This is a genomic window from Cupriavidus sp. UYPR2.512, from assembly GCF_000379565.1.
GTDB lineage: Bacteria > Pseudomonadota > Gammaproteobacteria > Burkholderiales > Burkholderiaceae > Cupriavidus.
Map to the genome: position 1 here is coordinate 46,799 of NZ_KB903184.1, position 25,818 is coordinate 72,616.

At 67.8% G+C, this 25,818-nt stretch carries 23 protein-coding genes; 12 read left to right on the forward strand and 11 right to left on the reverse strand.

The window, feature by feature from the left end; all coding sequences use genetic code 11:
* Nucleotides 1-116 precede the first annotated feature (116 nt).
* Complete coding sequence (locus tag A3A5_RS0132915; protein WP_018314700.1) at nt 117-1,862, forward strand: FAD-dependent oxidoreductase; 1,746 nt, start codon at nt 117-119, stop codon at nt 1,860-1,862.
* Nucleotides 1,863-1,873: 11 nt separating this feature from the next.
* Here the strand turns inward: A3A5_RS0132915 and ada are convergent, their stop codons facing one another.
* Nucleotides 1,874-2,944, reverse strand: coding sequence for a bifunctional DNA-binding transcriptional regulator/O6-methylguanine-DNA methyltransferase Ada (gene ada / locus A3A5_RS0132920; protein ID WP_018314701.1), 1,071 nt, complete (start codon nt 2,942-2,944; stop codon nt 1,874-1,876).
* A 20-nt stretch (nt 2,945-2,964) separates the two neighbouring features.
* Nucleotides 2,965-3,741 carry a 2OG-Fe(II) oxygenase gene (locus A3A5_RS0132925; protein ID WP_369797844.1) on the reverse strand — a complete coding sequence of 259 codons (777 nt, stop codon included), beginning with the start codon at nt 3,739-3,741 and terminating at the stop codon, nt 2,965-2,967.
* 236 nt (nt 3,742-3,977) lie between these two features.
* Between A3A5_RS0132925 and A3A5_RS0132930 the strand changes: the two genes are divergently transcribed.
* The gene (locus tag A3A5_RS0132930) at nt 3,978-4,457 is read left to right on the forward strand and encodes a nuclear transport factor 2 family protein (protein ID WP_018314703.1); all 480 of its coding nucleotides are present in this window, start codon (nt 3,978-3,980) and stop codon (nt 4,455-4,457) included.
* A 56-nt stretch (nt 4,458-4,513) separates the two neighbouring features.
* Here the strand turns inward: A3A5_RS0132930 and A3A5_RS0132935 are convergent, their stop codons facing one another.
* Complete coding sequence (locus A3A5_RS0132935; RefSeq protein WP_018314704.1) at nt 4,514-6,229, reverse strand: dipeptidase; 1,716 nt, start codon at nt 6,227-6,229, stop codon at nt 4,514-4,516.
* Nucleotides 6,230-6,533: 304 nt separating this feature from the next.
* On the opposite strand from A3A5_RS0132935, the gene A3A5_RS0132940 reads away from it, so the two are divergent.
* The 3 genes from A3A5_RS0132940 (at nt 6,534) to A3A5_RS0132950 (ending at nt 9,453) form a co-directional block, all read left to right on the forward strand.
* Nucleotides 6,534-7,265, forward strand: coding sequence for a glutathione peroxidase (locus tag A3A5_RS0132940; RefSeq protein WP_018314705.1), 732 nt, complete (start codon nt 6,534-6,536; stop codon nt 7,263-7,265).
* Nucleotides 7,266-7,405: 140 nt separating this feature from the next.
* On the forward strand, nt 7,406-8,797 hold the full coding sequence (locus A3A5_RS0132945) for a dihydrolipoyl dehydrogenase (RefSeq protein WP_018314706.1): 1,392 nt from the start codon (nt 7,406-7,408) through the stop codon (nt 8,795-8,797).
* 107 nt (nt 8,798-8,904) lie between these two features.
* Nucleotides 8,905-9,453 carry a TetR/AcrR family transcriptional regulator gene (locus A3A5_RS0132950; protein WP_018314707.1) on the forward strand — a complete coding sequence of 183 codons (549 nt, stop codon included), beginning with the start codon at nt 8,905-8,907 and terminating at the stop codon, nt 9,451-9,453.
* Between the two features lie 67 nt (nt 9,454-9,520).
* Here A3A5_RS0132950 and A3A5_RS0132955 read toward each other — a convergent pair whose 3' ends face one another.
* The 3 genes from A3A5_RS0132955 to A3A5_RS0132960 form a co-directional block, all read right to left on the reverse strand.
* Nucleotides 9,521-9,871, reverse strand: a complete 351-nt coding sequence (locus A3A5_RS0132955; protein WP_026201373.1) for a BrnA antitoxin family protein — start codon at nt 9,869-9,871, stop codon at nt 9,521-9,523.
* Nucleotides 9,855-9,983, reverse strand: coding sequence for a BrnT family toxin (locus tag A3A5_RS45835; RefSeq protein WP_081624045.1), 129 nt, complete (start codon nt 9,981-9,983; stop codon nt 9,855-9,857). Before A3A5_RS45835 ends, A3A5_RS0132955 begins: the two co-directional genes overlap by 17 nt.
* A gap of 384 nt (nt 9,984-10,367) precedes the next feature.
* The gene (locus A3A5_RS0132960; protein ID WP_018314709.1) at nt 10,368-11,042 is read right to left on the reverse strand and encodes an SOS response-associated peptidase; all 675 of its coding nucleotides are present in this window, start codon (nt 11,040-11,042) and stop codon (nt 10,368-10,370) included.
* 242 nt (nt 11,043-11,284) lie between these two features.
* Here A3A5_RS0132960 and A3A5_RS0132965 point away from each other — a divergent pair, with 242 nt between their 5' ends.
* Together A3A5_RS0132965 and A3A5_RS0132970 are read left to right on the forward strand one after the other, a co-directional pair.
* Nucleotides 11,285-12,937, forward strand: a complete 1,653-nt coding sequence (locus A3A5_RS0132965; RefSeq protein WP_018314710.1) for an AMP-binding protein — start codon at nt 11,285-11,287, stop codon at nt 12,935-12,937.
* 149 nt (nt 12,938-13,086) lie between these two features.
* Entirely contained in the window at nt 13,087-13,818 is a 732-nt protein-coding gene (locus A3A5_RS0132970; protein ID WP_018314711.1) for a BON domain-containing protein, read from the forward strand.
* A gap of 18 nt (nt 13,819-13,836) precedes the next feature.
* Here the strand turns inward: A3A5_RS0132970 and A3A5_RS0132975 are convergent, their stop codons facing one another.
* The gene (locus A3A5_RS0132975; RefSeq protein ID WP_018314712.1) at nt 13,837-14,919 is read right to left on the reverse strand and encodes a GlxA family transcriptional regulator; all 1,083 of its coding nucleotides are present in this window, start codon (nt 14,917-14,919) and stop codon (nt 13,837-13,839) included.
* Between the two features lie 192 nt (nt 14,920-15,111).
* On the opposite strand from A3A5_RS0132975, the gene A3A5_RS0132980 reads away from it, so the two are divergent.
* Both A3A5_RS0132980 and A3A5_RS0132985 read left to right on the forward strand, forming a co-directional pair.
* Nucleotides 15,112-16,371 (forward strand): M20/M25/M40 family metallo-hydrolase, encoded by a 1,260-nt coding sequence (locus tag A3A5_RS0132980; protein WP_018314713.1) that lies wholly within the window; start codon nt 15,112-15,114, stop codon nt 16,369-16,371.
* A gap of 122 nt (nt 16,372-16,493) precedes the next feature.
* Complete coding sequence (locus tag A3A5_RS0132985) at nt 16,494-16,757, forward strand: hypothetical protein (protein ID WP_018314714.1); 264 nt, start codon at nt 16,494-16,496, stop codon at nt 16,755-16,757.
* Nucleotides 16,758-16,782: 25 nt separating this feature from the next.
* Here the strand turns inward: A3A5_RS0132985 and A3A5_RS0132990 are convergent, their stop codons facing one another.
* Nucleotides 16,783-18,360, reverse strand: coding sequence for a phospholipase D family protein (locus A3A5_RS0132990; protein WP_026201374.1), 1,578 nt, complete (start codon nt 18,358-18,360; stop codon nt 16,783-16,785).
* A 173-nt stretch (nt 18,361-18,533) separates the two neighbouring features.
* Complete coding sequence (locus A3A5_RS0132995; RefSeq protein WP_026201375.1) at nt 18,534-19,574, reverse strand: ABC transporter substrate-binding protein; 1,041 nt, start codon at nt 19,572-19,574, stop codon at nt 18,534-18,536.
* Nucleotides 19,575-20,119: 545 nt separating this feature from the next.
* Between A3A5_RS0132995 and A3A5_RS0133000 the strand changes: the two genes are divergently transcribed.
* Nucleotides 20,120-21,118, forward strand: a complete 999-nt coding sequence (locus A3A5_RS0133000; protein WP_018314717.1) for an isopenicillin N synthase family oxygenase — start codon at nt 20,120-20,122, stop codon at nt 21,116-21,118.
* 103 nt (nt 21,119-21,221) lie between these two features.
* On the opposite strand, the gene A3A5_RS0133005 is transcribed toward A3A5_RS0133000, so the two are convergent.
* Complete coding sequence (locus A3A5_RS0133005; protein WP_018314718.1) at nt 21,222-21,794, reverse strand: superoxide dismutase family protein; 573 nt, start codon at nt 21,792-21,794, stop codon at nt 21,222-21,224.
* Nucleotides 21,795-21,968: 174 nt separating this feature from the next.
* Complete coding sequence (locus A3A5_RS0133010; protein ID WP_026201376.1) at nt 21,969-22,904, reverse strand: LysR family transcriptional regulator; 936 nt, start codon at nt 22,902-22,904, stop codon at nt 21,969-21,971.
* Nucleotides 22,905-23,330: 426 nt separating this feature from the next.
* On the opposite strand from A3A5_RS0133010, the gene A3A5_RS0133015 reads away from it, so the two are divergent.
* Both A3A5_RS0133015 and A3A5_RS0133020 read left to right on the forward strand, forming a co-directional pair.
* A complete protein-coding gene (locus A3A5_RS0133015; RefSeq protein WP_026201377.1) occupies nt 23,331-24,296 on the forward strand; it encodes an alpha/beta hydrolase in 966 nt (321 codons plus the stop codon).
* Nucleotides 24,297-24,479: 183 nt separating this feature from the next.
* Nucleotides 24,480-25,721 (forward strand): efflux RND transporter periplasmic adaptor subunit, encoded by a 1,242-nt coding sequence (locus tag A3A5_RS0133020; protein ID WP_018314721.1) that lies wholly within the window; start codon nt 24,480-24,482, stop codon nt 25,719-25,721.
* Nucleotides 25,722-25,818: the final 97 nt, after the last annotated feature.

Here is a 25,818-nt window from a genome sequence, read left to right on the forward strand (position 1 = left end):
CAACTGCGCCGTGCGGTTCTCGCATTCTGCGCCGTGCCGTCTACTATCGATAGGCCGCGCCGCGGCAGCGGGAAAGGTGTGTCCTGGCAGGTGCGGATCCAGACGGAGGAAGCAGCATGGCGATCTTGCAGGAAGCGACGGGAGCGGACCTGGAGACTGGCACGGAGCCCGGGCCGGAGACTGGCGGCGGCCTGGAGGCGCCGTACTCCACGCTGGAGTCACGTTGGCACCAGATGTTCCCGCAGCTCAGCGCCGACGACATGGCGCGCGTGCGCCGCTTTGGCACGCCACAGAGCTGGCGCGCGGGCGAGAAGCTCTTTGCCATCGGCGATACGGGCCGGGGCATGTACCTGATCGGCAGCGGCCGCGTGCGCCTGATGCGGCGCGACGGCCTGGGGCGCGAACACCAGATCACCGAGCAGGGAGCCGGCCACTTCCTGGCCGAGGTCGGCACGCTCAGCGGCCGCCCGGCGCTGGTCGACGGCGTGGCCGTGACCGATACCCAGGGCTATGCGATCACACCAGAGCGGCTGCGCGCCCTGCTGGTGGCCGAGGCCGAACTGGGCGAACGCATCATGCGCGCGCTGATCCTGCGCCGCGTGGGGCTGATCGAATTCGGCAGCGGGCCGGTGCTGGTCGGCCACGGCACCGAGCCGCAGCTGGTGGCACTGCAGGCCTTCCTGCGGCGCAACGGCTACCCGCATACGGTCATCGATATCGACGCGGAACGCGACTGCTCATTGCTGCTCGACTACGCCAACGCGCCCGCCAGCGACTTCCCGCTGGTGATCTGCGCCGATGGCCGCGTGCTGCGCGCGCCGGACGAAGGGCAGCTGGCTTCGTGCCTGGGGCTGTTGCCGGAGTTCGATCCGGCCCACGTCTATGACGTAGTGGTGGTCGGCGCCGGGCCGGCAGGGCTGGCCACGGCCGTGTATGCCGCTTCCGAAGGCTTGTCGGTGGCGGTGATCGATTGCCGCTCGCCGGGCGGGCAGGCGGGCGCGAGTGCCCGGATCGAGAACTATCTTGGCTTTCCCACCGGCATCTCCGGGCAGGCGCTGGCCGGGCGCGCGTTCGTGCAGGCGCTGAAGTTCGGCGCGCATATCGCCATCCCGCTGGAGGTCAAGGCATTGCATTGCGGTGCGGACCCGATCCGGCTGGAGCTGGCCGATGGCCGCATGATCCCGGCCCACACCGTGGTGATCGCCACCGGCGCACAGTACCGGCGCCCGGACATCGCCGCGCTGGAGCATTTTGAAGGGCGCGGCGTGTACTACTGGGCCTCGCCGGTGGAGGCCAAGCTGTGCAAGAACGAGCCGGCGATGCTGGTGGGTGGCGGCAATTCGGCCGGGCAGGCAGCGGTCTACCTGGCCTCGCACGCGGCACATGTGCATATGCTGGTGCGCGGGCCGGGGCTGGCCGCCACCATGTCACGCTACCTGATCGACCGCATCGGTTCGCTGCCCAATATCACACTGCACACGCACGCGCAGATCAGCGCGCTGGCGGGGGAAGGGTGGCTCAGTTCGGTGCGCTACGAATGCCGGGCGGAAAGCCCGGCCCCGGTGACGATGGATGTGCGGCACCTGTTCCTGTTTATCGGCGCCGATCCCAATGCGTCGTGGCTGCGCACCTGCAACGTCGAGGTCGATGACAAGGGCTTCGTGCGCACCGGCGGAGGCGAGCTGGGCTGCGCGTCGGCGGTGCCGTATCCGCTGCAGACCAGCGTGCCGGGCGTGTTTGCCATCGGCGATGTGCGGGCGGGGTCGACCAAGCGGGTCGCCGCGGCGGTAGGTGAGGGCGCGGCGGTGGTGGCGCAGATCCACGACTACCTGGCTCGGGTGCAGGCAGCCGTGGCGCGCTGAGCGCGGGCCACTCAGGCTTGCGCCTCGCGCTCCAGCAGTTCGCGCTTGCGCGCCACGCCCCAGCGGTAGCCCGACAGGTTGCCGTCGCTGCGCACCACGCGATGGCAGGGAATGGCCACCGCCAGATGGTTGGCGGCGCAGGCCTGCGCCACCGCGCGCACCGCACGCGGCGCGCCGATGCGGGCCGCGATCTCGGCATAGTTGGCGGTGCTGCCCGCAGGGATCTCCCGCAGGGCCTGCCATACACGCTGCTGGAACGCGGTGCCGCGCACATCCAGCGGCAGCGCCAGGCCAATTGACGGTGCTTCGATAAAGCCCACCACTTGCGCCACCAGTTGCTCGAACTGAGCGTCGCCGCCGATCAGGTTGGCGCGCGGGAACTGGTCCTGCAGGTCCTGCAGCAGCGTTTGCGGATCGTCGCCCAGCAGGATCGCGCAGACACCGCGCCCGCTCTGGGCCACCAGGATCGCGCCCAGCGAGCACTGGCCGATGGCAAAGCGGATATCGGTGTCGGCCCCGCCCGCGCGGTAGCGCGACGGGGTCATGCCCAGCACCGCGTCCGAGGTCTCATAGAAACGGCTGTCGGAGCCGAAGCCGGCGTCGTAGATCGCCTCGGTCACGGAGCCGCTGGTGCCGAGTTGCTCGCGCAGCTTCTTCGCTCGGTGCGCCGCGGCGTAGGCGCGCGGCGTCAGGCCAGTGGCGGCCTTGAAGAGGCGGTGGAAGTGATAGGGGCTGACGCCCGCTGCACGGGCCAGTTCGGGCAGCGTGGGCAGGGTGTCGGCGGCCTCGATGCGGCGGCAGGCGTCGGCCGCGATGGCTGCGTGTTGTTCCGCCAGCGCGGGCGCGGCGGCACGGCGGCTGGGCCGGTAGCCGGCGGCTTCGGCCGCGGCGGCATTGTCGAAGAATTCGACATTGGCCGGATGTGGCAGGCGCGACGGGCTGCTCGGCAGGCAGTAAACACCGGTAGTCTTGACCGCATAGACAAAGGCACCGTCGGCGCCCGGATCGCGCGCCAGCACGCGGGCCCAGCGCGGGTCGCGTTCGGTGGCGCTGGCTTCTGGCTGCTCTGCGTGACGAGTCATGGATCGGGTCATGGAATCCCTCACGTGGCGTCGTGGAAGATGATGCCCAGCGTGTAGCGCTGGCCCGCGTGCAGCCGGCTGACGCCATGCCTCAGGTTCACGCGGTAGCTGCCGCGGCTGCCTTGCACCGGGCGCTGGCTGACGGCGAATACCACCGCGTCGCCCTGGTGCAGCGTCACCACCTCGGCCCGCGACTGCATGCGCGGCCGCTGCTCGGTCATCACAAATTCTCCGCCGCTAAAGTCGCGGCCCGGCTCGGACAGCAGGATGGCGACCTGCAGCGGGAATACGTGCTCGCCATACAGGTCCTGGTGCAGGCAGTTGTAGTCGCCCGGCCCGTAGCGCAGCAGCAATGGCGTCGGGCGCAACTGGCCGGCGTCGTGGCAGCGGGCAAGATAGTCGGCGTGCGCGGCGGGATAACGCACATCGATGCCCATGGCGGCGTTCCAGCGGTTGGCCACCGGCACCAGGTGCGGATACAGCGCCGTGCGTAATGCGGCCACGGTGTCGGGCAGGGGGTAGCGGAAGTACTTGTACTCACCCTGGCCAAAGCCGTGTCGGCGCATCTCGATGCGAGAGCGGTACAGCGCGTCCTGCGCGTAGCCGGCGGCAAGCGTGTCGCATTCGGCTGCCGACAGCAGGCTGCGGATCGCGGCACAGCCGTAGTCGTCGAGCTCGCGTGCAACGGCCGCCCAGTCGGTGCCATTGACGCGGGTGGCGATATCGGCTCCGTGCCCATGCTCCCGCGCCGTGCCGCGCGCCGGCGGAATTGGCCTGCGCGGCCCTGGCACGGCCATTTCGGGGCGTTGTATCTGGCTGATGCTCACCGTGGGTCTCCTGTATCTCGCTTGCATGATGCCAACTTTAGGCCGCCCGCGAACGCCTCGCACTCCGGGTCTTGCTTTTGAATTCTGGCCGGCAGCCTGCCTTGACAAGACAGATCTGTCTATCAATAATGAGACAAGTCTGTATCATTTCGAGCAGGCTGTTCTTCCCGTCTGGTTCTTCCTGTTTTCAGCAAAAGGAGCCCCGCATGTCCGCGCAAGCCGAAATCCGTCCGCCGTTGCCCCCATTCACCCGTGAATCCGCCATCGCCAAGGTCCGTGCCGCCGAGGACGGCTGGAACAGCCGCGACCCAGAGCGCGTGGCGCTGGCCTATACCGTCGACAGCGCCTGGCGCAACCGCGCGGAATTTGTCAGCGGCCGCGCCGACATCGTCGCCTTCCTGCAGCGCAAGTGGCAGAAGGAGCTGGATTACCGGCTGATCAAGGAGCTATGGGCGCACGACGGCAACCGCATCGCCGTGCGCTTTGCCTACGAATGGCACGATGATTCCGGCAACTGGTACCGGTCATACGGCAATGAGAACTGGGAGTTCGATGAAGCGGGGCTGATGTGCAGGCGCTATGCCTGCATCAACGATGCGCCGATCAAGGCTGCGGACCGCAAGTTCCACTGGACCCTGGGCCGGCGGCCGGATGCGCATGCGGGGTTGAGTGAGCTGGGGTTGTGACGGTGGTCCGGGTATCAGTTTAGGGGCTGACGCTCGAGGGACATGCAGAATCCCTTCTACTGCATCTTGTCCAGGTTCCCGATCCGCACCAGCATCTCGGTGAACATCTGCATATCCAGGTTCAGGTCGGGAACTTCCTTGTACTCGCGCGCATTGTGCGCGGTGTACTTCTTGCCCGGCATCGCTGGCCCGAAGTTGATGGCATTGGGCATCAGCTTGGCGGTGGTGCTGCCGGCGGTGGAAACCGGCCTGGCTTCCAGCCCGGTGGTGTCGCCAAAGATGTTCAGCAGCGTGGACAGCCACGCGCCCTTGGGATCGCGCGCCATCCAGTTGCCCTGGTCATATTTGATCTCGACCGGGCCATGGGTGGCCGCCCAGCCGAAAATACGCTTGGTGATCTTGCCGCCCAGCTCGTCCGGCGTGCGGCCGCGCGGCATGCGCACATTGGTGACCACGTCGACATATTCGCCGCGCTCGCGCACCAGCGTGGGTGACATGGTGAGCGGGCCCATGAACGGATCGCGGTAGGCCACCTCCATCCTGGTGCCGAGGTAGTCCAGCCCGTACAGGTCGTTCAGGTAGCGGACCGCGTTCAGGTAGTGGTTCTCGGCAAATTGCACGCCGCTGGCCTGCAGGAACAGCGCCAGCCGCGGCAATGGGTTGACCCCTTCCTCCGGGCGCGAGCCGTGCGCCGAGGCGCCGGTGACCTTGACTTCCACGTCGTTGCCGGCGCGCTTCACGTCGATGGAGAACTTGCCGCGCGGGGTGTGGCGGTGCAGGAATTCAGCGCGCGCCTGTTCCAGCGTGGCAGCCACGGCGGCAGCATCGCCGCCGGCAATGCGCGCGGTGGCGGTCTCGGGAATGGCGTTGGCAGAGGCCGCGCCGCGCATGGCAACGATGGCCGGTCCCTTGTGGTCGGGCTTGCCCTGCGCGCTCTGGCCGTCCGCCGCCTTGATGCCGAAGGAGACGGTCAGCGTGCCCGCGCCTTTTTCCGCCACCACCGCGGGGTATTTGCTGTCGAGCACGACGTTGTACTCGGGCAGGGTGGTGTGCTGGCGGTAGTACTTCATGCCGTCGCCGCCGGTTTCCTCGGTGGTCTCGATCATCAGGCGGATGGTGCGCGCCAGCGGCACGCCGCTTTCCTTGACGGTCTTCATGGCATACATGACCGTGGCGATCGAGCCCTTGTCGTCGATGGTGCCGCGCCCGTACAGCGTGTCGCCCACGCGCGTCATGCGGAACGGATCCAGTTTGGTGCCGTCCTCCAGCACCCATTCCTCGGCCGCCGCAGGCACCACGTCGGCGTGGGTCAGAATGCCGAAGGTGTCCTTGCCGCCAGGCAGTGTGACCTCGAAGACCCGGTTGTCGACATTGCGGTAGGCCAGCCCGAAGTCACGCGCCATGGCCTCGATCATTTTGCCGAACTCGATGATGGCGGGGTTCTCGTGCTGCGGGATCTTCTCGTCGCGCACGGTACGCAGCGCCACCATCCTGCCGATGGCGTCGATCACCGCGGCCTCGTTGTGGACGCGGTTGTAGACGCCCAGCAGGCGGCCGATATTGGCCAGGTTGTCGCCGGCCAGCGGCGACCGGGCTTGCCACGCCGCCACCGCCGGCGCCACTGAGGGCTCGGCCTTGGCAGCGGCGGCCATGAACGCCTGCAGGTCGGCCTGGGCTGCCGTTCGGGTGCCGGAGACCAGCGCATCCAGGGCCGGCTTCTTCAGGGTTTGCGCCTGCGCGGGGTGCGCCAGCATCAGCGACAGCGCGAGCATCGGGGCCCATCGGCGGAGAGACGGCAGGCGGCAAGGTCGGGTCATTGCGGACAAAACGGGAGTCTGGGTGGATGCCGCATGATAGGGCACTCGCCGGTATTTGCCGAAAAAATATGCTTTTGCGTGCGCGCGGATGAGGTGCCATTGCCGGCGCAATAAGGAATGGCTATGCCAGATCAATAGCATAAGACAATCGTCGCAGTTAAAACGATGAATTGTACAAATCACATCCCGGTCGACAGAATGGGGCCTTCGCTGCAACCCGCAGCCGATACCAACCCGATCCAGACCAAGGAGTGAACTGATGCTGCAATCCCGTGAAGGCCAACGCGTTCCCAATGTCGCTTTCCGCATGCGTGAAGACAACGAATGGAAGACCGTCACCACCGGCGAGCTGTTCAACGGCAAGACCGTGGTCGTGTTCTCGCTGCCGGGCGCCTTCACGCCGACCTGCTCGTCGACCCACCTGCCGCGCTACAACGAGCTGGCGCCGGTGTTCGCCAGGCACGGCGTCGACGACATCCTGTGCGTGTCGGTCAACGATACCTTCGTGATGAACGAATGGGCCAAGGACCAGGAGTCCGAAAACATCACCATGATCCCAGACGGCAACGGTGAATTCACCGAAGGCATGGGCATGCTGGTGGACAAGGCCGACCTGGGCTTCGGCAAGCGCAGCTGGCGCTATGCGATGCTGGTCAAGGACGGCGTGGTACAGAAGATGTTCATCGAGCCGGAAGAGCCGGGCGACCCGTTCAAGGTGTCCGACGCCGACACCATGCTGGCCCACATCGCCCCGGATGCCCGCAAGCCGGACCAGGTGGTGGTGTTCTCCAAGGTCGGCTGCTCGTTCTGCGCCAAGGCCAAGCAACTGCTGGACGACAACGGCTTCGACTACATCGACGTGCCGCTGGACAACAAGGTGCGCGGCAAGGTGCTGGGCGCCGTGTCCGGCGAGATGACCGCTCCGCAGGTCTTTATCAACGGCAAGCTCATCGGCGGCGCCGAGGCGCTGCAGCAGTACCTGGGCAAGTAAGCCGATTCCCGTTTCATCCCCATCCGGGGACCGGCAGTCGCCGGACCCGATGGGGCCGCCTTGCCCGACGGCATGGCGGCCCCATCCAGCCCGCTGATTGACACCAGCCTGACGCCATCAAGACAAAGGAACTGACCGCCATGACCACCATCCAGACCGACGTCGCCGTGATCGGCGCGGGCACTGCAGGCCTTGCCGCCTACCGTGCCGCCATCGCCGCGGGCAAGCGCGCCGTGATCATCGAAGGCGGCCCCTATGGCACCACCTGTGCCCGTGTGGGTTGTATGCCTTCCAAGCTGCTGATCGCCGCCGCCGAGGCCGCGCACGAACTGCGCCACACCGCGCCGTTCGGCGTGCACGTCGATGGCCAGATCCGCATCGACGGCCGCGAGGTGATGGCGCGTGTGCGCAGCGAGCGCGACCGCTTTGTCGGCTTCGTGGTGCGCGGCGTGGAGAACATCCCCGCGGCCGACCGCATCCGCGGCTACGCCCGGTTTATCGATAACACCACGCTGGAAGTGGACGGGCACACCACCGTGCGCGCCAGCCGCGTGGTCATCGCCACCGGCTCCGCGCCGATGCTGCCGGCGCCGTTCCAGGCGTTCGGCGACCGCCTGATCGTCAATGACGATGTGTTTTCGTGGCAAGACCTGCCCGACAGCGTAGTGGTGTTCGGCCCCGGCGTGATCGGGCTGGAGCTGGGCCAGGCCCTGTCGCGCCTGGGCGTGCGGGTGCGCGTGTTCGGCGTCAGCGGCTCGCTCGGGCCCCTGACCGACCCGGTGATCCGTGCCCACGCGGCCAAGACCTTCAACGACGAGTTCTATCTCGACCCGGACGCCAAGGTCTCCGACATGGGCCGCGACGGCGACCAGGTGGTCGTGACCTATCTCGACCGTGAGGGCCGCAGCGTCACTGAGCGCTTCGACTATGCCTTGGCTGCAACTGGCCGCGTGCCCAATGTGCGCGGCCTGGGCCTGGAGAACGCCGGCCTCGCGCTGGATGCGCGCGGCGTGCCGCTGTTCGATGCGCGCACGCTCCAGTGCGGCAATGCGCCGGTGTTCATTGCCGGCGATGCCAACAATATCCTGCCGCTGCTGCATGAGGCCGCCGACGAAGGCAAGGCCGCCGGCGAGAACGCCGCCAGCTATCCGCAGGTGCAGCCGCTGGCCCGCCGCGCGCCGATCGCGGTGGTGTTCACGGACCCGCAGATCGCGATGGTTGGCCAACGCTACGCCGACCTGGCCGAAGGCACGTTCGTGACCGGCGAGGTCAGCTTCGAGGACCAGGGCCGCAGCCGCGTGATGCTGAAGAACCGCGGCCTGATGCACGTCTATGCCGACAAGGCCACGGGTCGCTTCCTGGGCGCGGAATGGACCGGCCCGCGTGCCGAGAACATCGCCCACCTGCTGGCGTGGTCCTACCAGCAGGGCCTGACCATCGGGCAGATGCTGGGCATGCCGTTCTACCATCCGGTGGTGGAAGAGGGCCTGCGTACGGCGCTGCGCGATGCGGCGACAAAGCTCGAAGCCTGAGTAGGCGAGGTTTGCTAGACAGGTCTGTCTGTCATAGTATCGACCGATAGAGGCCGGATGGCGCAGGGCGCTGTCCGGCCGCTCCCATTACCGACTCCGCCGCCACCATGGCCACGCCTTCCGCCCGCGACCGCATCCTCGACACCGCTGCCCGCCTGTTCTACCAGGAGGGCTATCGCGCCACCGGCATCGACAGGATCATTGCCGAATCCGGCGTGGCCAAGATGTCGCTCTACCGGCATTTCGCCTCCAAGAACGAGCTGATCTCGGCGTTCCTGGCGCGCCGGCATGACGAGTGGATGGCGTGGTTCCGGCAAGACGTGGAAGCCCGCCTGGCGGCACACCCCCATCTGGACGTGATCGCCGATGCGCTGGCGGACTGGTTCGGCCGCGACTTCCGCGGCTGCGCCTTTATCAACGTGGTGGCCGAGGCGGGCGGGGACGCGCGCGCGGCGGAGCAGGCGGCCGCCCACAAGGCCGAACTCGCGGCGTTCGTCGCCGGCATCGCCGCGCGCCTGGGCCTGGACCAGCCGCAGGCAGTGGCAGAAGAAGCGATGCTGTGCATCGAAGGCATGATCGTGCGCTACCAGGTGCAGCCCGATGCGGCGGTGATCGAGGCGGGGCGGCGGTTGCTGGGCCGGCTGCAGGCCGGCTGACTGGCCGGCTGACTGGCTGACTGGCTGGCTGACTGGCTGGCGGTGCCCGGTGCCGGCTTCGTCCGGCTTAGCGCCGGGGCAGCATCCGGTGCGATTTCGCATAGTCGCGCAGCGCGTCGTTCATCAGCGTTTGCCAGCCGCTGCCGGTTGCCTTGTAGGCCTCCAGCACATCGGGATCGATCCGCAGCGTCTGGTTGACCTTGCGCTCGTCAGCCGGCTTGGCTGGCCTGCCACGGCGCTTCACCAGCGCATCCGCTTTTTCTTTTCCCACGACCTGCTCGAGTACCTCGCGCGCGGCACGCATGCGCTTGATTTGCCCGGTCGGCAAGGACACCACATCCGGGTCTGCGGCAATGCCGCGCGCAATGGCGGCGTCCTCTGCGGGCGTGGGCATGATGAGGTCAGATTTCCTGTTCATAGTCTCGCACCTCTCGGGAGTTGGCTTTACGCAGGCTGATTGCCCGTAACGTTTCGCCGCGAATGGTGAATACCAGGCAATACAGTCGCGGACCAATCGGCCCGTATGCGATGTAGCGGGTTTCGCCATAGGCTTGCGGTCATCGATCTTCAGCAGGGCGCTACCAAAGTCCATCAACCCCGCGGCGGCCAGTGACAACCCGTGATGACGTTGGTTGATAGCGTCCTTTGGCAGGTCAAACTCGATTTCCATTCAGATTTACTGTAGCAGCAAGAAATGGGGTCGAACAGCATTTTTATGCTACAGCGTTAAAAATAGACCTGACATCGTAGAAAAGTGGAAAACCGATCGCTCTGCAGAGGCCGGCTTCCCAATCGTCCCTATCGCTTCAAACTGTTTGGCGTGCTGGGCTTTGTCGCCCGCGGCGGGGTGCGCTGGGGTGTCGTCGCGAAATTTCCGTGCAAATTTGGCGGCGATGGCGGCGATAGCGGCGCGCCTACTCCGAGTCGGGGATCGGCGCTCCCTGCACTTTGGGCGCCGGTTCGGCCTGCATCGCGGCCGCGGGCAAGAGCGTCAGGAAGGTGCGCGCCACCTCGGGATCGCGGCAGGCGAGCCAGTCGTCCCATTGCGCGCGCGGCACGATCACCACTGACCGCTTTTCCTCGCCCGGCTTGTGAAAGCGCTGCATCACCGGGTGCTGGGCCGAGTTGATGGTCAGCATGGTGAAGGACAGCGACTGGTCCGGCCAGTTGCGCCACAAGCCAGCAATGCCGAAGGCCGGCTCGCCGGGCAGCCAGACGCGCCAGCGCACCGGCTTGCCGGGCGGGCCGCCGGGCACTGCATCGTCGGGATACGCAAACTCATAGAACGCCGTGGCCGGCACCAGGCACAACTGGCCCTGGCGCCAGTAGCGCGCAAAGGCGGGACGCTCGCCGACGGTCTCGCTGCGGGCATTGGTGGTGTCAAAGCGCCGTGCGCCGGGCGCGATGCGCGGGCGCGGCACCATGCCGAACGAGGCCAGTGCGCCACTGCGCGCGCCATCGTCCGCGGCGCGCACGATCGGCGCTGCGTAGTCCGGATACGTTTCAGCCTTGTACAGCCCCGGCGGCGGTTCCACGCCGAAGATTTCGCGCAGGATCCGGCGCTGGACCGGGGCGTAGTTGGTGCACATGCGCTGTCTCCTGGCGGTGATGCCCGTATCGTCGGCGCCGGGCGGTGCCGCGTCAAGGATGCCACGGGGAACGCCTCAGGGCTCACGGCAGGGATGGCAAAAACCGTCAGCCGCGCTGGCGGAATCGGTTATTGCCTGCTCCCCTGGCGCTCGCGCACACTCTTGCGGCAGCCGCTGCGCGCCGCCACGCCGCGCGCAGCGGCCACCTACCAAAAGGCACAAGCCGGAATACAGGAGACACCATGCGCGACTACGCCCAAGCCTTCGACGGATTTTCTTATGACGACGCCGTGGCACGGCAGCTGCACGGCAGCCTCGACGCAATCAATGCCTGCGTCGAATGCTGCGACCGGCACGCGCTGCCGGGCCGTATCGCGCTGTTCTGGGAAGGGCGCGACGGCAATTCGCGCAGCTGGACGTTTACCGAGCTGCAGGCACTGTCCGCGCAGTTTGCCGGCTTCCTGAAGGCGCAGGGCGTGCAGCCGGGGGACCGCGTGGCGGGCCTGCTGCCGCGCAATGCGGAACTGCTGGTGACGATTCTCGGCACCTGGCGCGCCGGCGCGGTGTACCAGCCGCTGTTCACGGCTTTCGGCCCCAAGGCCATCGAGCACCGGCTCAATGCGTCCGGCGCGAAGGTGGTGGTCACCGATGGCGCCAACCGCCCCAAGCTGGATGACGTGGATGGCTGCCCCGCCATCGTCACCGTGGCCGGGGACAAAGGCCGCGGCCTGGTGCGCGGCGACTTCAGCTTCTGGGCCGAGCTGGAACGCCAGCCGGCGTCGTTCGAGCCGGTGCCGCGCCGGGGCGACGACCCCTTCCTGATGATGTTCACTTCCGGCACCACCGGCCCGGCCAAGCCGCTGCTGGTGCCGCTCAAGGCCATCGCTGCGTTTGCCGGCTATATGCGCGACGCGGTCGACCTGCGCGCGGAAGACGCTTTCTGGAATCTGGCTGATCCGGGCTGGGCCTACGGCCTGTATTACGCGGTCACGGGTCCGCTGGCGCTGGGCCATCCCACCACCTTCTACGATGGTCCGTTCACCGTGGAGAGCACATGCCGTGTGATCCGCAAGTACGGCATCACCAATCTGGCTGGCTCGCCCACGGCATACCGGCTGCTGATCGCCGCGGGCGAGGCCGTGTCAGGCCCGCTGCGCGGGCGGCTGCGTGCGGTCAGCAGCGCGGGCGAGCCGCTCAACCCGGAGGTGATCCGCTGGTTCGCCAGCGAGCTGGACGTGACCATCCACGACCACTACGGCCAGACCGAACTGGGCATGGTGCTGTGCAACCACCATGCGCTGGCGCATCCGGTGCGCATGGGCGCAGCCGGCTTTGCCAGCCCGGGGCACCGCGTGGTGGTGGTGGACGATGAACAGCGCGAACTGCCGCCGGGCCAGCCGGGCACGCTGGCGCTGGACCTGAAGCGCTCGCCGATGTGCTGGTTCGGCGGCTATCATGGCACGCCCACCAGCGGGTTTGCCGGCGGCTACTACCTGACCGGCGATTCCGCCGAGCTGAATGACGACGGCAGCATCAGCTTCATCGGCCGGGCCGACGACGTCATCACCACCTCGGGCTACCGCGTGGGCCCGTTCGACGTGGAAAGCGCGCTGATCGAACACCCGGCCGTGGTCGAGGCCGCGGTGATCGGCAAGCCCGATCCTGAGCGCACTGAACTGATCAAGGCCTTTGTCGTGCTGGACCCGCAACACCGCGCCGCGCCGGAACTGGCCGAGGCGCTGCGCCAGCACGTGCGCAAGCGCCTGGCCGCCCATGCCTACCCACGTGAGATCGAGTTCGTCGCCGAACTGCCCAAGACCCCCAGCGGCAAGGTCCAGCGCTTTATCCTGCGCAACCAGGAAGTGGCCCGCGCGCGCGCGGCAGCCGCTGGCTGAGACCTGAGCCGTTCCCGGACCGCTTCCTATAATGAGGAAGCGGTTGCCAGGGCCCCGGGGGTGAAGGAGCCTGCGGCGCCGCGCCAGGCGCGCCTGCAGGCAGGGGCGCGCGTCTTCCATCTCCAGACCAATCGGGCGAGGCGAACAAAATGCAGAGTAGCGAAGCGGTGCTGACGCAGGCGCGCGCAGCCTTGGCGCATGTGCCTTATCAGGGTCATGTCCTCCATCCCATCATCCAGTTGCGGCTTTCTGACGGCGCGCTGATCCTGGAAGGCGAGGTGGCCGATATCGTCGACAAGACCCGGGCCGCGGCGACGGTGCGGCGCGTGGACGGCGTAACCAGCGTGATTGATCACCTGCGCGTGGCCGACGGCGGCATGCAGGTAGGCGACGGCGAACTGCGTGACGCGGTGTGCGAGCGCCTGCTCAATGCCATCGATTTCCGCAATTGCAAGATCTGCGCGCGCGTCAAGGGCAAGCCCGAGGCCATGCGCGAAGCCGTGGGCGAGCGCAGCGGCTGGATTGAAGTCGAAGTGCACGACGGCGTGGTTACGCTGTGGGGGCAGGTGATCAGCCTGTCGCACATGCGCCTGGCAGGTGTGCTGGCCTGGTGGTCGCGCGGTTGCCGCTGCGTGGTCAATGAGCTGGTGGTAGCGCCCGCCGAAGCCGACCGCGACGATGAAATCACCGAGGCACTGATGCTGGTGCTGGAGACCGATCCCTTCGTCGATGCCGGCCAGGTCAGCGTGCATACCGAGAACCGCGTGGTGACGCTGGAAGGCTGCGTCACCAGCGAGAACACGCGGCGCCAGGCCGAGCGCGACGCCTGGTACGTACAGGGCGTGGAGAACGTGGTCAACCACATCGCCTTGCGCACCTGAGCGCTGCCTTGGGCGCGGTCACTCCCCGGTGCCGCGCCGTACCGCCGCATCTTCCATGCGCCAGTAGCGCCGCCGCGCCCGCAGTGCAAAGCGGGTGCGATAGTCTGACATTGACATGCCCGTGGTGCGCTGGAACAGGCGCCGGAACGCGGCGGCGTCGCTGTAGCCGCAGGCTTCTGCAATGCCCTGCGTGCCGTGCAGCGTGACTTCCAGCAGCATGCGCGCGCGTTCCACGCGCAGCGTGTGCAGGTAGTCCAGCGGACTCAGCCCGGTGACCTGGCGGAAATGCCGCAGCAGCGTGCGTTCGCTGACCGCCGCCGCCTGGGCCACCGCGGCCAGCTTGTAGGGCTCGGACACATGGTCCTGCAGCCACTGGATGGCGCGGTACACCGGGCTGTCGGCGGTGCGGCTGAGCCAGCGTTGCGACACCAGCGCCGGCACGCTGCGCTGGCGCTCGGGCTGGAACAGCATCAGCCGCGACGCCGCCTGCGCCAGGTCCGGGCTGTGCAGGTGGCCCAGCACGCGCAGCATGAATTCCACCTGCAGCGCCGGCGCCACGCACGAGAACACACGCTGGTGCACGCTCATGGCCTGGTCGCTGCCGAGGTCGCAATGCGGATACTGGCGCATCATCCAGCTCTGGAACATCCACGGCGCGCCGGTCCTGGCGCCGTCGAGCAGCCCCAGTTGCAGCGCAAAGACCATCCCCGACGAACACGCCGCGATCCAGCCGCCGGCCTGCGCATGGCGCTCCACCAGGCGCAGCGCCGCGGCATCGCGCTGCACGATCTCGCCGAGCTGCAGCGCGTTGCTGGCCAGCAGGGCCGGAATCACCAGCAGCGTGCGGCTGTCCGCGGCGCGTGCGCGCCGGGTGGAGGACACCAGTCCCGGCAGGTCTGCCGCCAGCGTACGCCCGTTGCTGCCGCACAGCTGCCAGCTCAGCGTGGGCGCGGCGTCGGGCCGCTGCAGGCTGGCTACGCCGGCCACGGTGCGGAGCACGTCTAGCGTGGTGAACAGGCTGCCCGGCATGGCTTGCGGCAGCCATAGCAGGCGGACATGCAGCGGGATGATCTGTGACGGCGGCTCGATGGCGGCTGGCATGCCTGGGGGCGTGGTCGGGTGCATGGAGCGATGAGTGGGGCAGGAGCAGGATGTGGTGGCGGGATCGGCATCCCGATTGGCGATATTGACCCTCCCCTAAGGTTCTGGCAAGGGCTAGCATCGTGCAGTTGTGCCGCGACGCCGCCCATGCGCCGGGGCATGGCACCAACAAGACCAATCCGAGGAGATTCCATGCCGTTTTCCGTTCGCCATGTTGCCGTTGCCGCCGCCCTGACGCTTGCCGGGGCCGGCACCCTGGCCAGTGCCGCCCAGCCCGATGCCGCGCTGCTGTCGGCCGCGCAGGCGGCCCAGCCCGCGCTGGTGCAGTCGCTCAAGGAGATGGTGTCGATCGAATCCGGCAGCGCCAACGCGAAGGGGCTGGCGCAGATGGCCGGCTATACCGAGAAGCGCCTGCAGGCGCTGGGCGCGAAGGTTGAACGCATGCCCGTCACCAAGGGCCCGGGCGCCATGGTCAGGGCCACGTTCACCGGTACCGGCAAACGCCGCATCATGCTGATCGCCCACATGGACACGGTGTACCCGGACAACACCCTGGCCACGCAGCCCATCCGCGAGGAAGGCAACCGGCTCTACGGGCCGGGCATTGCCGACGACAAGGGCGGCATCGCCGTGATCCTGCATTCGCTGGAGATCCTGAAGAACCAGGGCTGGCGCGACTACGCGCAGATCACGGTGCTGCTCAACCCGGACGAGGAGGTTGGCTCGGTCGGCTCCGGCGAAGCCATTGCCGCGCTTGCCGCGCAGCACGACGTGGTGCTGTCGTGCGAGCCCACCGCGGCCAAGGACGTGGTCAAGGCCGAGTCGCTGCTGCTGGGCGCCTCCGGCACCGCCACCGCCACCATGCAGGTCAAGGGCCGCGCCGCCCACGCCGGCGCCGCGCCGGAGCGCGGCCGCAATGCGCTGCTCGAACTCGCCCACCAGCTGCAGCAGACGCGCGACACCGCCAGCCAGGTGCCGGGCTCGCAGCTGAACTGGACGCAGGCGCAGGCCGGCACGGTGCGCAACCAGATCCCGGAAAGCGCTGTCGCCTACGGCGATGTGCGCACCACGGCGGCCGGTGCCGCCGAGAAACTGAAGCTGGCGCTGCAGGACAAGGTCAAGTCCAGCCAGCTGGTGCCGGAGACGCAGACCACGGTGACGATGGAAGAGGGCCGCCCGCCGTTCGTGGCCGACGCGCGCGGCCGCGCGCTGGCCAAGCACGCGCAGGAGATCTACGCCGAGCTGGACGGCCGCACGCTGGCCCTGGCCGAAGGCACCGGCGGCGCCACTGACGCCAGTTATGCCGCGCGCTCGGGCAAGCCCGCGGTGGTGGAAAGCTTCGGGCTGGCCGGCTTCGGCTATCACGCCCGCGACGAGTACATCGAACTGGACTCGATCGTGCCGCGCCTGTACCTGATGACCCGCATCCTGCAGGATATCGGGCGCAACTGAGGCGGTGCCGCCAGGCCTGCGTTGCCAGAGCCTGGTTGCCTCTCCCGGCAAGCCTGCTACAGTGTCATGGCTGCCCGCATGCGGCGGCCATGACAAAAGAGACATCGCAGGGGGAGACACAGATGAACCGCAAAGGCTTGCTGGATGCGGCCACGGCACTGGAAGACCTGGCTGCCGGCCGCACCCCCGCACCCGCGCAGGTGGCCGCCGGCGCCGCTGCGCTGGAAAAAATCCATGCCGATTACCCGGCCTGGCGTGACCTTGGCGATGCCTTGTTTGGCCTGAAAGCGCTGGCCGGCGGCAGCGGCATGGCGCTGGACACCAAGGGGCGCGAGCGCGCCGGCCGGCTGGCCGATGTGGTGCGCAGCCTGCTCGACCAGATCTGACGGGCCGCGCTCCCGGGAACCCGTTCTACAGCATCGACTCGATCGGCAGAATCGACAGGAACCAGATGCCAAGCCGGCGCCACCAGCTGGTGTTCGGCTCGGTATCGTGGCGAATGACTTCGTCGCCGCGCCGTTCCAGCCAGTACAGCTTGCCGGTTTCATCGAGCTTGACCTGGTAGGCCGCGCGCGGCACCACGCTGGCGAAGGTGGATTCGATCCGGCCGGCCAGTTCCGGGCTGTCGATGACGAAGCCCAGTTCGGTGTTGATCGTGGCCGAGCGCGGGTCGAAATTGAACGAGCCCACGAAGACCCGGGTGCCGTCGACGGCAAAGGTCTTGGCGTGCAGGCTCGAGCCCGAGCTGCCGAAGGGGCCGGCGCGCTCTTCCTTCATGCCGGGCGCGGCCGAGCGCCGCAGCTCATACAGGTCCACGCCGGCTTCCAGCAGCGCCTTGCGCCGCTTGGCATAGCCCGAATGCACGGCGGCTACGTCGGTGGCTTCCAGCGCATTGGTCAGCACCCGCACGGCCACGCCGCGCTTTGCCATGTCGGCGAAGTAGGACGTGCCGCCCGTCGATGGAACGAAGTAGGGCGAGACCAGGTCAAGCTCGCGCTGCGGGTCGCCCAGGATTTCACGCAGCTGGTGCGCCACCAGGGTGTTGCGCGACGCCTCGCCGAGCGCCTTGGCGGGGTTGTCGCTGACCATGCGCGTTCTTGCCCACTGGAACTGCAGCGTGCCATCCAGCATCCGCTGCACGTCAGGCAGGTCGCGCACCGCCGCGAGGTAGGTGGCGGCAGCGGGGTTGTGCTCGACTGAGCGGGCATTGCTGACCAGCGCCTGCAGCCGTTCTACGCTGACCGGCGGCACCAGCCGGTTCACCGGGTAGGCCGACGCACTGGACCAGTAGCGGTCGAAATCGTCCGCCACGTCGCCGGCGGCGGGTCCCACGGCGATCACGTCGAGGTCGGCAAACAGCACGCCATTGGTGGCGCCGAAGTATTCGTCGCCGACATTGCGCCCGCCGATGATGGTGGCGACGCCATCGGCGGTGAAGGACTTGTTGTGCATGCGCCGGTTCAGGCGCCGGAAATCCGTCAGGAAATTGAGTGTCTTGGGGTGGCGGATCACGAACGGGTTGAAGATCCGCACCTCGACCTGCGGATGCGCGTCCATGGCCGCCAGCAATTCGTCCATGCCGGCGATGCCGTTGTCGTCCAGCAGCAGGCGCACGCGCACGCCGCGGTCGGCGGCTTCGTGCAAGGTTTCCAGCAGCAGGGTGCCGGTCAGGTCGTCGCGCCAGATGTAGTACTGCACGTCGAGCGTGCGCTGCGCGGTGCGCGCCAGGTGCACGCGCGCGGCAAAGGCGGCATAGGCGTTCTCGAGCGGATGGATGCCGCTCAGCCCCGGATGGCGCGCCACCTCGCCGGCCACTGCCTGGCCCAGCGGCGTGGCCTGGGATTCGGCGGGCGTCAGCGCAAAGGATTCGGTGCGGTGATCCAGCGGCGGCAAGGCGCAGCCGCCGAGCAGGGCGGCGCAGCACAGCAGCAGCGAATTGGCGCGCAGGCGGCGGTGGGGGACGAACGCGGCGTCTGTCGGCAATGGCATGGCGGTCTTGTCGGACCCCTCGCGGGGCCCGATCGTTACGGCAATGCCGTCATGTTGCCATGCCGCGCGGGCGGCGGGCTCAATTACGCATCGGGAGCGGGAAGTGCCGGCGCGCCGCCGGGCTCCGGCGCATCGCTGCGGCCAAGGACGAGATAGACATGGGCGTGCGCTCCTTACGCCTTGAGGCGGCGGTCTGGCGGTGCGGGCAGGAACTGGTCAGTCCAGATGTCCGCCACCGTCAGCGGCGCCTTGATGCCGAAGGCGCCGACGGTTTCATCCAGCGTTGCCTGCAGCCGTGCCGGCGTGGCCGCGCCCCAGCCGTCGCGCCGGGTGTCGGGCGTCTTCATGGTGCCATCGACGATCAGGCGCAGGCGCTCCGTCTCCAGCGCCTGGTCGGCCAGCGGCTCGCGTGCCTTGACCGCGGCACCGCCCGCGGCGGGATCGGCAATGGCGTCGAGCCAGCCGCGGGTAGAGGCCTTGATGAAGGCCTTCATCACCTCCGGATCGGATGCCATGCTCTTGCGGTTGGCCACCAGCCCGTTGCCGTAGGACTTCATGCCATAGTCCGAGAAGCGGAACACGGTGATCTTCTCTGGCCCCATGCCGCGTGCCTTCAGGTTCAGCAGGCCGGTGAAGAAGAAATAGGCGGCGGCATCGAAGTCGCCCTTGACGAAGCGCGTGTCGCCGATATCGGGCGTGACGCTCTCCCACTTCACGCCGCCGGGGTCGAAGCCCTGCGCCTTGGCGAAGACCGGGAACAGCTTGCGCGAGGCATTGAACGGCTGGCCCAGGATGGACTTGCCGGCCAGGTCCGCGGGCCTGACGATGCCGCTGCCCTTGCGCACCAGGATCGCGTTCGGATTCAGGTCGTACTGGATGGCCACCGCCTTGAGCGCGGCGGACGGATTGGTGGTGTTGAATTCGATCATTGCCGCCAGGTCGGCCGAGGCGCAGTCATAGGCGCCGCCCGCGACCAGGCTGATGGCCGAAGCCGAGCCGTTGCCGGTATCGATCGTGACGTCCAGCCCGGCGTCTTTGTAGTAGCCGCGCTGGTGCGCCAGCAGGAACCCCGCGCCCGAGGCCTCCACCTTCCAGCCGAGATTGAACCTGAACTTCTGCAGCGAGCCCGCCGCGCGGACATGGGGCACCGCGAACGGGGTGGCGGCAAGCAGGGCGGTGGCGCCAGTGGCGCGCAGGAAGGAACGGCGACGCATGTCATTCTCCGGAACGAAGGTAACTGGACGATGCGTGCGCGGGCGGTTGGCGCGGGTGCAGAAGGAGAGCGTGGCCTCCCGAGACGCCGGCACCACGCCGCGCCGGCATGCGGCCAGGGCATGCGCGGGGACCGTGCACATCATCGGGAGCAATTTCCGGGCGGCGTGCCGCTGAACGCTTCTACTCCGTTGCGATCTCAGCAGGATCCGTGCCGGGCGCTGCGCGGCGCCATGCACCAAGCGGTTGCCCGGCATGCGCCATCACGGCGAAATCCCCGGCGCAATTGCTCCGATCCTGGTGCAAAACCCCTGGCCCGGAACCTGCATAACCTCAGGCAAGAGTAGAAGCGTTCACCATTCCCGCGGCGCGTCACAGACGCACGCCAGATGGCCGGGAATTGCTCTTGAAGTCCGTGCCCCGCTCGCCATCGCGCAGGCTGGCACAGGCGACCTCAGGAGCGCGTGGTCCCGGCGTGCGTTGTCATCGGTGGTCTGCCTGTGCCGGCGAGGGGCCAATCCCTGACCCGCTTTGCACAAGGAACACCATGAGCCAACCAGACACCGCCTACGCCCTGGCCGAACTCCATCGCGAATCGCGCATGGGCGCGTTCGGTTCGGAAACGCGCCAGCGCGAGATCCGCCGCATCGACCTGTCCGACTACGCGCGGCGCAAGGCGCAAATTGCCGACGAACTGTGGCAGGCATCGGTCGACGTCGGCTTCTTCCAGATCGCCAACCACGGCATCGACCTGGCCAGGGTGCGCGAAGCCTTTGCCATGACCGAGCACTTCTTCGCGCTGCCCGACGCCGTCAAGGCGCAATACCCGCTGCAGAAGGCCAACAACGCCGGCTGGGAAAGCCGCGCGCAGGTGCGCCCCTCGACCGGCACCCCGGACCAGAAGGAGTCCTACCAGATCACGCGCCCGCATATGGCCGGACTGTGGCCCGGCGATGACGAACTGGAAGGCTTCCGCGCCACCATGCTTGACTTCGAGGCGCAATGTTGGGAGGTGGGCATGAAGGTGCTGTCGTGCTTTGCCGGCAAGCTCGGCTTTGCCAGCGACTTTTTCACGCAGGCGCACGATCCGCGGGCGCCGGACTACCAGAGCACGCTGCGGCTGCTGCACTACTACGCGATCCCGCCCGAACTGCGCGACCAGCTGGGCCTCTGGCGCGCCGGCGCGCATACGGATTTCGATTGCCTGACGCTGCTGTTCCAGCGCCCCGGCCAGGGCGGCTTGCAGGTCTGCCCCGGCAAGGAGATGGCGGCGCAGGCATGGACCCCGATCGAGCCGGACGAGGAAGTCATCACCTGCAATATTGGCGACATGCTGATGCGCTGGAGTGACGACCGGCTGCCGTCGAACTTCCACCGCGTGCGCAATCCCGCGCCGGATGAATACATGGGCCCGCGCTACAGCATGGCGTTCTTCTGCCAGGCCAACCGCGGTGCGATGATCGAAGGGCCGGGGGGCAAGTATCCGCCGATCAGCGCGGGGGATTACCTGCGGCAGCGGGTGAATGCGAATTTCAAAGGGTATTGAGAGGCGGAAAGAACTTCCATGCCGATGGTGGGCTCCCTCTCCCGCAAGCGGTAGAGGGAGCCCACCCCGCAGTCGCTGGACGCGCCGGTAGCGGGCCTGCGGCTTACGAAGCCGCGACCACCCCGCAAGCAATCCGCCCGCCCGCATTCCCGGTCGGCTGCGTCTTGTAGTCGTCCGGATCCTTGTGCACCACCACCGCGCGCCCGATCACGCCGTTGGCGCCCGTGCCTACGGTCAGGTCCGGCAGCAGCATGCTGACGCGCACGTTGCCGCTGGCGTCCGCGGTGACGTTGTTCATGTCGCCGGCGTGGTGATCGGGCATGGTCATCTGGCCGTGGGGCTTGCCGCCCGGGTTGAAGTGGCCGCCCGCACTCATCGCGTCAGGCGCGGAGCAGTCGCCCTTCTCATGGACGTGGAAGCCGTGCACCGAGTTGGGCGGCAGGCCAGTGATCGCCGCGGTCATCATCACGCCGCCCGGCTGCTGCTGGAAGGTCACGGTGCCGCCGGTATTGGCGCCGCTCTTGGGCTGGAGCGTGGCCGTCGCCCTGGCGCTGCCGCTGCCGCTGGTACCGGATGCGCTGGCTGCAGATGAGGAGGTCATGCCGGAGCCGGCGCAACCGGCCAGTGCAAGGGTCGCGGCAACGCAGGCTGCCAGGGGGGTAAGCACTTGTTTCATCGGACTCCTCTTCTTATCGTGATTTCGGAAGAAACAGTATAGGCTGGCCGGCACCAGGCCGATTTCCGGTTTTGTCCTACATGCCGCACTAGTCCGCTGAATCATTGACATGGCAGGCACCGACCAATTTCAGTGATTCAATGGACCAGGCGAGGCCGCTAGCCAATCACGCCATCAGGCCGCGACCGCCAGCCGCTGCTGTGCTGCACCAAAGTGCGGGTGGCGCGAGAACAGGTCCGCCGCCCAGTTGACGAACACCCGCACCTTGGCCGACAGGTGCCGGTTCTGTGGATACATCGCCGAGATCGGCAGCTCGTCGGTCTGCCAGTCGGCCAGGATCTCCACCAGCCGGCCGCTGGCCACATAGGGCTCGGCCATGGCGCGCGAGATCCGCGCCACGCCGTGGCCTTCCAGCGTGCAGCCCAGGTAGACCTCGGCATCGTTGGTGGAAATGGCCGATGGCAGCAGCACCTCGCTGCGCTCCATGCCGCGCGCCATCGGCCACGGCATCTCACGGCCGGTACGGTTGGACAGGAAATTGACTGCCTTGTGCTGGGCCAGCTCGGCCAGGTCGTGCGGGGTGCCGAAGCGGTTCAGGTAGATCGGCGAGGCGTAGAACGCCAGTTGCACATGGCCGATGCGGCGGGCCACCATGGATTCCTCCACCGGCGTGCCCACGCGCAGCACCACGTCCACGCCTTCCTGCAACAGGTCGATCGGCTTGCCGTTGATGGTCAGGTCCAGCTTCAGGTCCGGGTAGGCCTGGAAGAATTCGTGCAGGTGGGGCACCAGCACCAGCTGCGCCAGTCCCGCGGTGGTGTCCACCGAGAGCGTGCCGCGCGGCGAGTTGTTATGCCGCGTCAGCGACTGCTCGGCCTCCTCGACATCGGCCAGGATGCGCACGCAACGTTCGTAATAGGCCGCGCCGTCGTTGGTCACGCTGATGCGGCGGGTAGTCCGGTGCAGCAGCTTGACGCCCAGGTGGGTTTCCAGGTTCTGGATCAGGCGGGTCAGCGTGGCCTTGGGCAAGTCCATCGATTCCGCGGCGCGCGCAAAGCTGCCGACGTCCACGACCCGGGTGAATGCCTGCATTGATACGAGACGGTCCATGATGAGGTTCCGACGATAGATCCGAACGGCGTGCCGCGCGCGCTCGTGGCGCGTGCGGCCCTGCTGATTGTGGTTGTGGGGAATCCGCCTGCTGGCTGGCACCGGAGCTGCGCGCTGGCTGGGCGCGGGTTCCGGCATGGGTTTGTCAGGGCGTCCGGTGCCGCGGGGTCCATTCCCGCTTCCGACCGGGCGCGCACCGGCCTGGCAGACCGCCGCGCGTGCCGAGAGCCGGAGTGAATCACAAAATCCAAGACCTTGTCATGCATGGGGATATGGAGTTTCAGTGGCATGACGAGGCCGTTTGCGATTATTCCAATCCCGGAACAGTGCATTGGCGATCTCTCGCTTTATCCCATCCTCGTCAATCACCATAATCCGTTGCATCGCAACACTCAAGCGCATTGTTTTCCGCGTGCGCCGCATGCCATGTCCCGGAAGCCAGGCCAACGCCCTGATGCAGCCAGCGCCGCCACTGCCCCCACGGCAGCCGGGCAGGGGCAGGCGCGCGTGGCTGAGCATACGGTGACCAGCGACGGACGCGAGATCCTGGTGCGGGTGTGCTACCCGGCGGGCTATCCGGCGCCGGGCGCCGAGGGCGCGGCGCTGCTGCCCTGGCTGGTGTACCTGCATGCCGGCGGCTTCGTCGAAGGTGGCCTGGAACACGCATGCCAGCTGGTGCAGGACCTGGCCACCACGGTGCCGGCGGTGGTGGTAACGCCGGCGTATTCGCTGGCGCCGGACCATCCGTTCCCGGCGGCGCCGGAAGACGCGCACAGCACGGTGCAGTGGGTGCTGCGCAATGCCCGGCGGCTCAAGCTGGACAAGACCCGCTTTGCGCTGGTGGGCGAGGAAGCCGGGGGCAACCTGGCGATCGCGCTGGCGCAGATGCTGCGCGACCGCGGCACCGCGCAACCGCGCGGGCAATGGCTGATCCGTCCGGTGACGGACCCGTGCCTGCAGCACGCTTCTTGCGCGGGGTTCGACGGCGGGCAGGTGCCGATGGACACCCTGCGGCGCCTGGCCGACAACTATCGCGACTACCTGCCGACGCCGGCGGATACGGTGCATCCGTATGCCGCCCCGGCGCTGGCCTCGCGCCTGGCCGGGCTGCCGCCCACGCTGGTCCAGGTGGCTGAATACGACGCGCTGCGTGCCGAAGGCGAAGCCTTCGCCGGGCGCCTGGCCAAGGCCGGTGTGCCGGCCCAGGCCATGATCATGCCCGGCGCCTGCGGCGACGGCGTGGAAGAGACCCATGACAGCTGTCAGGCATGGGTCGACGAAGGTGCGCGGTTCCTGCGGCGATGTCTGGCCGCGGCCGACGATACCTCATCCCTGACTGAACGCCGCGCTGACGCCAACGCCAGCCGGCCTGGAGCCAAGCCCGCCGGCTGAGCCGCTCCAGACCACCGCCAGCCGGCTCTGTTTCGGCCAGAGCCAGGACCGCCGCAACACCCAAGCGGTCCTAAGTCCGACCATCGATTTGGCCATGGTTCCGGTCCGCCCACGCGGACCGGCAGGCGGCGTTCGGCCATTTGCTTTTCCGGTTGAAGAAAACCCGATCCAGGAGTTTGAGAAATGCAGCAGCAGAAACGACGTACCCTGATTGCCCTCGCCATCGTCGTGGTGCTGGGCGCCGGCGTGGCCGGCTCGATCTTGCGCCCGTGGCATAGCGGTGAAGCCCACGCCAACACCCCGCCGCCCGCGCCGGCGATTGAAGTGGCCGCTGTGGTCGGCCAGACCATCACCGAGTGGGACGAGTTCTCCGGAAGGGTCGAGGCCGTGGAGCGCGTCGAGATCCGCCCGCGCGTCGGCGGCACCATTGACGCCGTGCACTTCCGCGAAGGCGCGCTGGTAAAGAAGGGCGATCCGCTCTTCACCATCGACCCGCGTCCTTATGCCGCGGAAGTCGCCCGTGCCGATGCCGCGCTGGCCGCGGCGCAAGTGCGCGCCGCCCACGCCCAGACCGAACAGGCGCGCGCCCAGCGGCTGCTGGACGACAACGCCATCTCGCGCCGCGAGTTCGACGAACGCATCAACGCGGCCCGCGAAACCAGCGCCAACGTGCGTGCTGCCCAGGCGCAGCTGGAAACCGCACGCCTGAACCTGGCCTACACCCGCATCACCGCGCCGGTGGCCGGGCGCGTATCGCGCGCCGAGATCACCGTCGGCAACCTGGTGGCGGCGGGCACGGCCTCGCCGCCGCTGACCACGGTGGTGTCGGTGTCGCCGGTCTATGCCAGCTTCGAGATCGACGAGCAGAGCTACCTGCGCTACACCGCGCCGGGTGCCGGCGGTGGCCAGCCCAACCTGCCGGTCTACCTGGGCCTGGCCAACGAGGACGGCAATCCGCATGAGGGCAAGATCCAGTCGGTCGACAACCGACTGGACCCGCGCAGCGGCACCATCCGCGTGCGTGCGGTGTTCCAGAACGAAGACGGTCGCCTGCTGCCGGGCCTGTACGCCAAGGTCAAGCTGGGCGGCGGTGCGCCACATGCCGCGGTGCTGGTCAACGACCGCGCCGTCGGCACCGACCAGGGCAAGAAGTTCGTGCTGGTGGTCGACAAGGCCAACAAGCTGGTCTACCGCGAAGTGGAACTGGGGCCCAACCATGACGGCCTGCGCGTGATCCGCAAGGGCCTGAAGCCAGGCGAGAACATCGTCGTCAACGGCCTGCAGCGCGTGCGCCCGGGCGACACGGTGCAGCCCAAGCCAGTCGCGATGGCCTACCGCAGCGAGCTGGAGCCGCGCGGCGCCATGCCCGACCGCAAGCAGGCCGCCAGCGAGAAAAGCGAAGCTGATGTGAAGCCGGTGAGCTGAGGCAAGCCAATGGCTGCTCCCCTCTCCCGCTGAGGGGAGAGGGAGCCGGCCTGAGGAACAGTTGATGTCTTCGCCATTGGCAATCGCCAGAGCCTGA

Bases quoted from the DNA above. Each gene is read 5' to 3' on its own strand.
- A3A5_RS0132915 (WP_018314700.1), top strand. From the start codon at position 117: ATGGCGATCTTGCAGGAAGCGACGGGAGCGGACCTGGAGACTGGCACG.
- ada (WP_018314701.1), bottom strand. From the start codon at position 2,944: ATGACTCGTCACGCAGAGCAGCCAGAAGCCAGCGCCACCGAACGCGAC.
- A3A5_RS0132925 (WP_369797844.1), bottom strand. From the start codon at position 3,741: ATGGCCGTGCCAGGGCCGCGCAGGCCAATTCCGCCGGCGCGCGGCACG.
- A3A5_RS0132930 (WP_018314703.1), top strand. From the start codon at position 3,978: ATGTCCGCGCAAGCCGAAATCCGTCCGCCGTTGCCCCCATTCACCCGT.
- A3A5_RS0132935 (WP_018314704.1), bottom strand. From the start codon at position 6,229: ATGCTCGCGCTGTCGCTGATGCTGGCGCACCCCGCGCAGGCGCAAACC.
- A3A5_RS0132940 (WP_018314705.1), top strand. From the start codon at position 6,534: ATGCTGCAATCCCGTGAAGGCCAACGCGTTCCCAATGTCGCTTTCCGC.
- A3A5_RS0132945 (WP_018314706.1), top strand. From the start codon at position 7,406: ATGACCACCATCCAGACCGACGTCGCCGTGATCGGCGCGGGCACTGCA.
- A3A5_RS0132950 (WP_018314707.1), top strand. From the start codon at position 8,905: ATGGCCACGCCTTCCGCCCGCGACCGCATCCTCGACACCGCTGCCCGC.
- A3A5_RS0132955 (WP_026201373.1), bottom strand. From the start codon at position 9,871: ATGAACAGGAAATCTGACCTCATCATGCCCACGCCCGCAGAGGACGCC.
- A3A5_RS0132960 (WP_018314709.1), bottom strand. From the start codon at position 11,042: ATGTGCACCAACTACGCCCCGGTCCAGCGCCGGATCCTGCGCGAAATC.
- A3A5_RS0132965 (WP_018314710.1), top strand. From the start codon at position 11,285: ATGCGCGACTACGCCCAAGCCTTCGACGGATTTTCTTATGACGACGCC.
- A3A5_RS0132970 (WP_018314711.1), top strand. From the start codon at position 13,087: ATGCAGAGTAGCGAAGCGGTGCTGACGCAGGCGCGCGCAGCCTTGGCG.
- A3A5_RS0132975 (WP_018314712.1), bottom strand. From the start codon at position 14,919: ATGCCAGCCGCCATCGAGCCGCCGTCACAGATCATCCCGCTGCATGTC.
- A3A5_RS0132980 (WP_018314713.1), top strand. From the start codon at position 15,112: ATGCCGTTTTCCGTTCGCCATGTTGCCGTTGCCGCCGCCCTGACGCTT.
- A3A5_RS0132985 (WP_018314714.1), top strand. From the start codon at position 16,494: ATGAACCGCAAAGGCTTGCTGGATGCGGCCACGGCACTGGAAGACCTG.
- A3A5_RS0132990 (WP_026201374.1), bottom strand. From the start codon at position 18,360: ATGCCATTGCCGACAGACGCCGCGTTCGTCCCCCACCGCCGCCTGCGC.
- A3A5_RS0132995 (WP_026201375.1), bottom strand. From the start codon at position 19,574: ATGCGTCGCCGTTCCTTCCTGCGCGCCACTGGCGCCACCGCCCTGCTT.
- A3A5_RS0133000 (WP_018314717.1), top strand. From the start codon at position 20,120: ATGAGCCAACCAGACACCGCCTACGCCCTGGCCGAACTCCATCGCGAA.
- A3A5_RS0133005 (WP_018314718.1), bottom strand. From the start codon at position 21,794: ATGAAACAAGTGCTTACCCCCCTGGCAGCCTGCGTTGCCGCGACCCTT.
- A3A5_RS0133010 (WP_026201376.1), bottom strand. From the start codon at position 22,904: ATGGACCGTCTCGTATCAATGCAGGCATTCACCCGGGTCGTGGACGTC.
- A3A5_RS0133015 (WP_026201377.1), top strand. From the start codon at position 23,331: ATGTCCCGGAAGCCAGGCCAACGCCCTGATGCAGCCAGCGCCGCCACT.
- A3A5_RS0133020 (WP_018314721.1), top strand. From the start codon at position 24,480: ATGCAGCAGCAGAAACGACGTACCCTGATTGCCCTCGCCATCGTCGTG.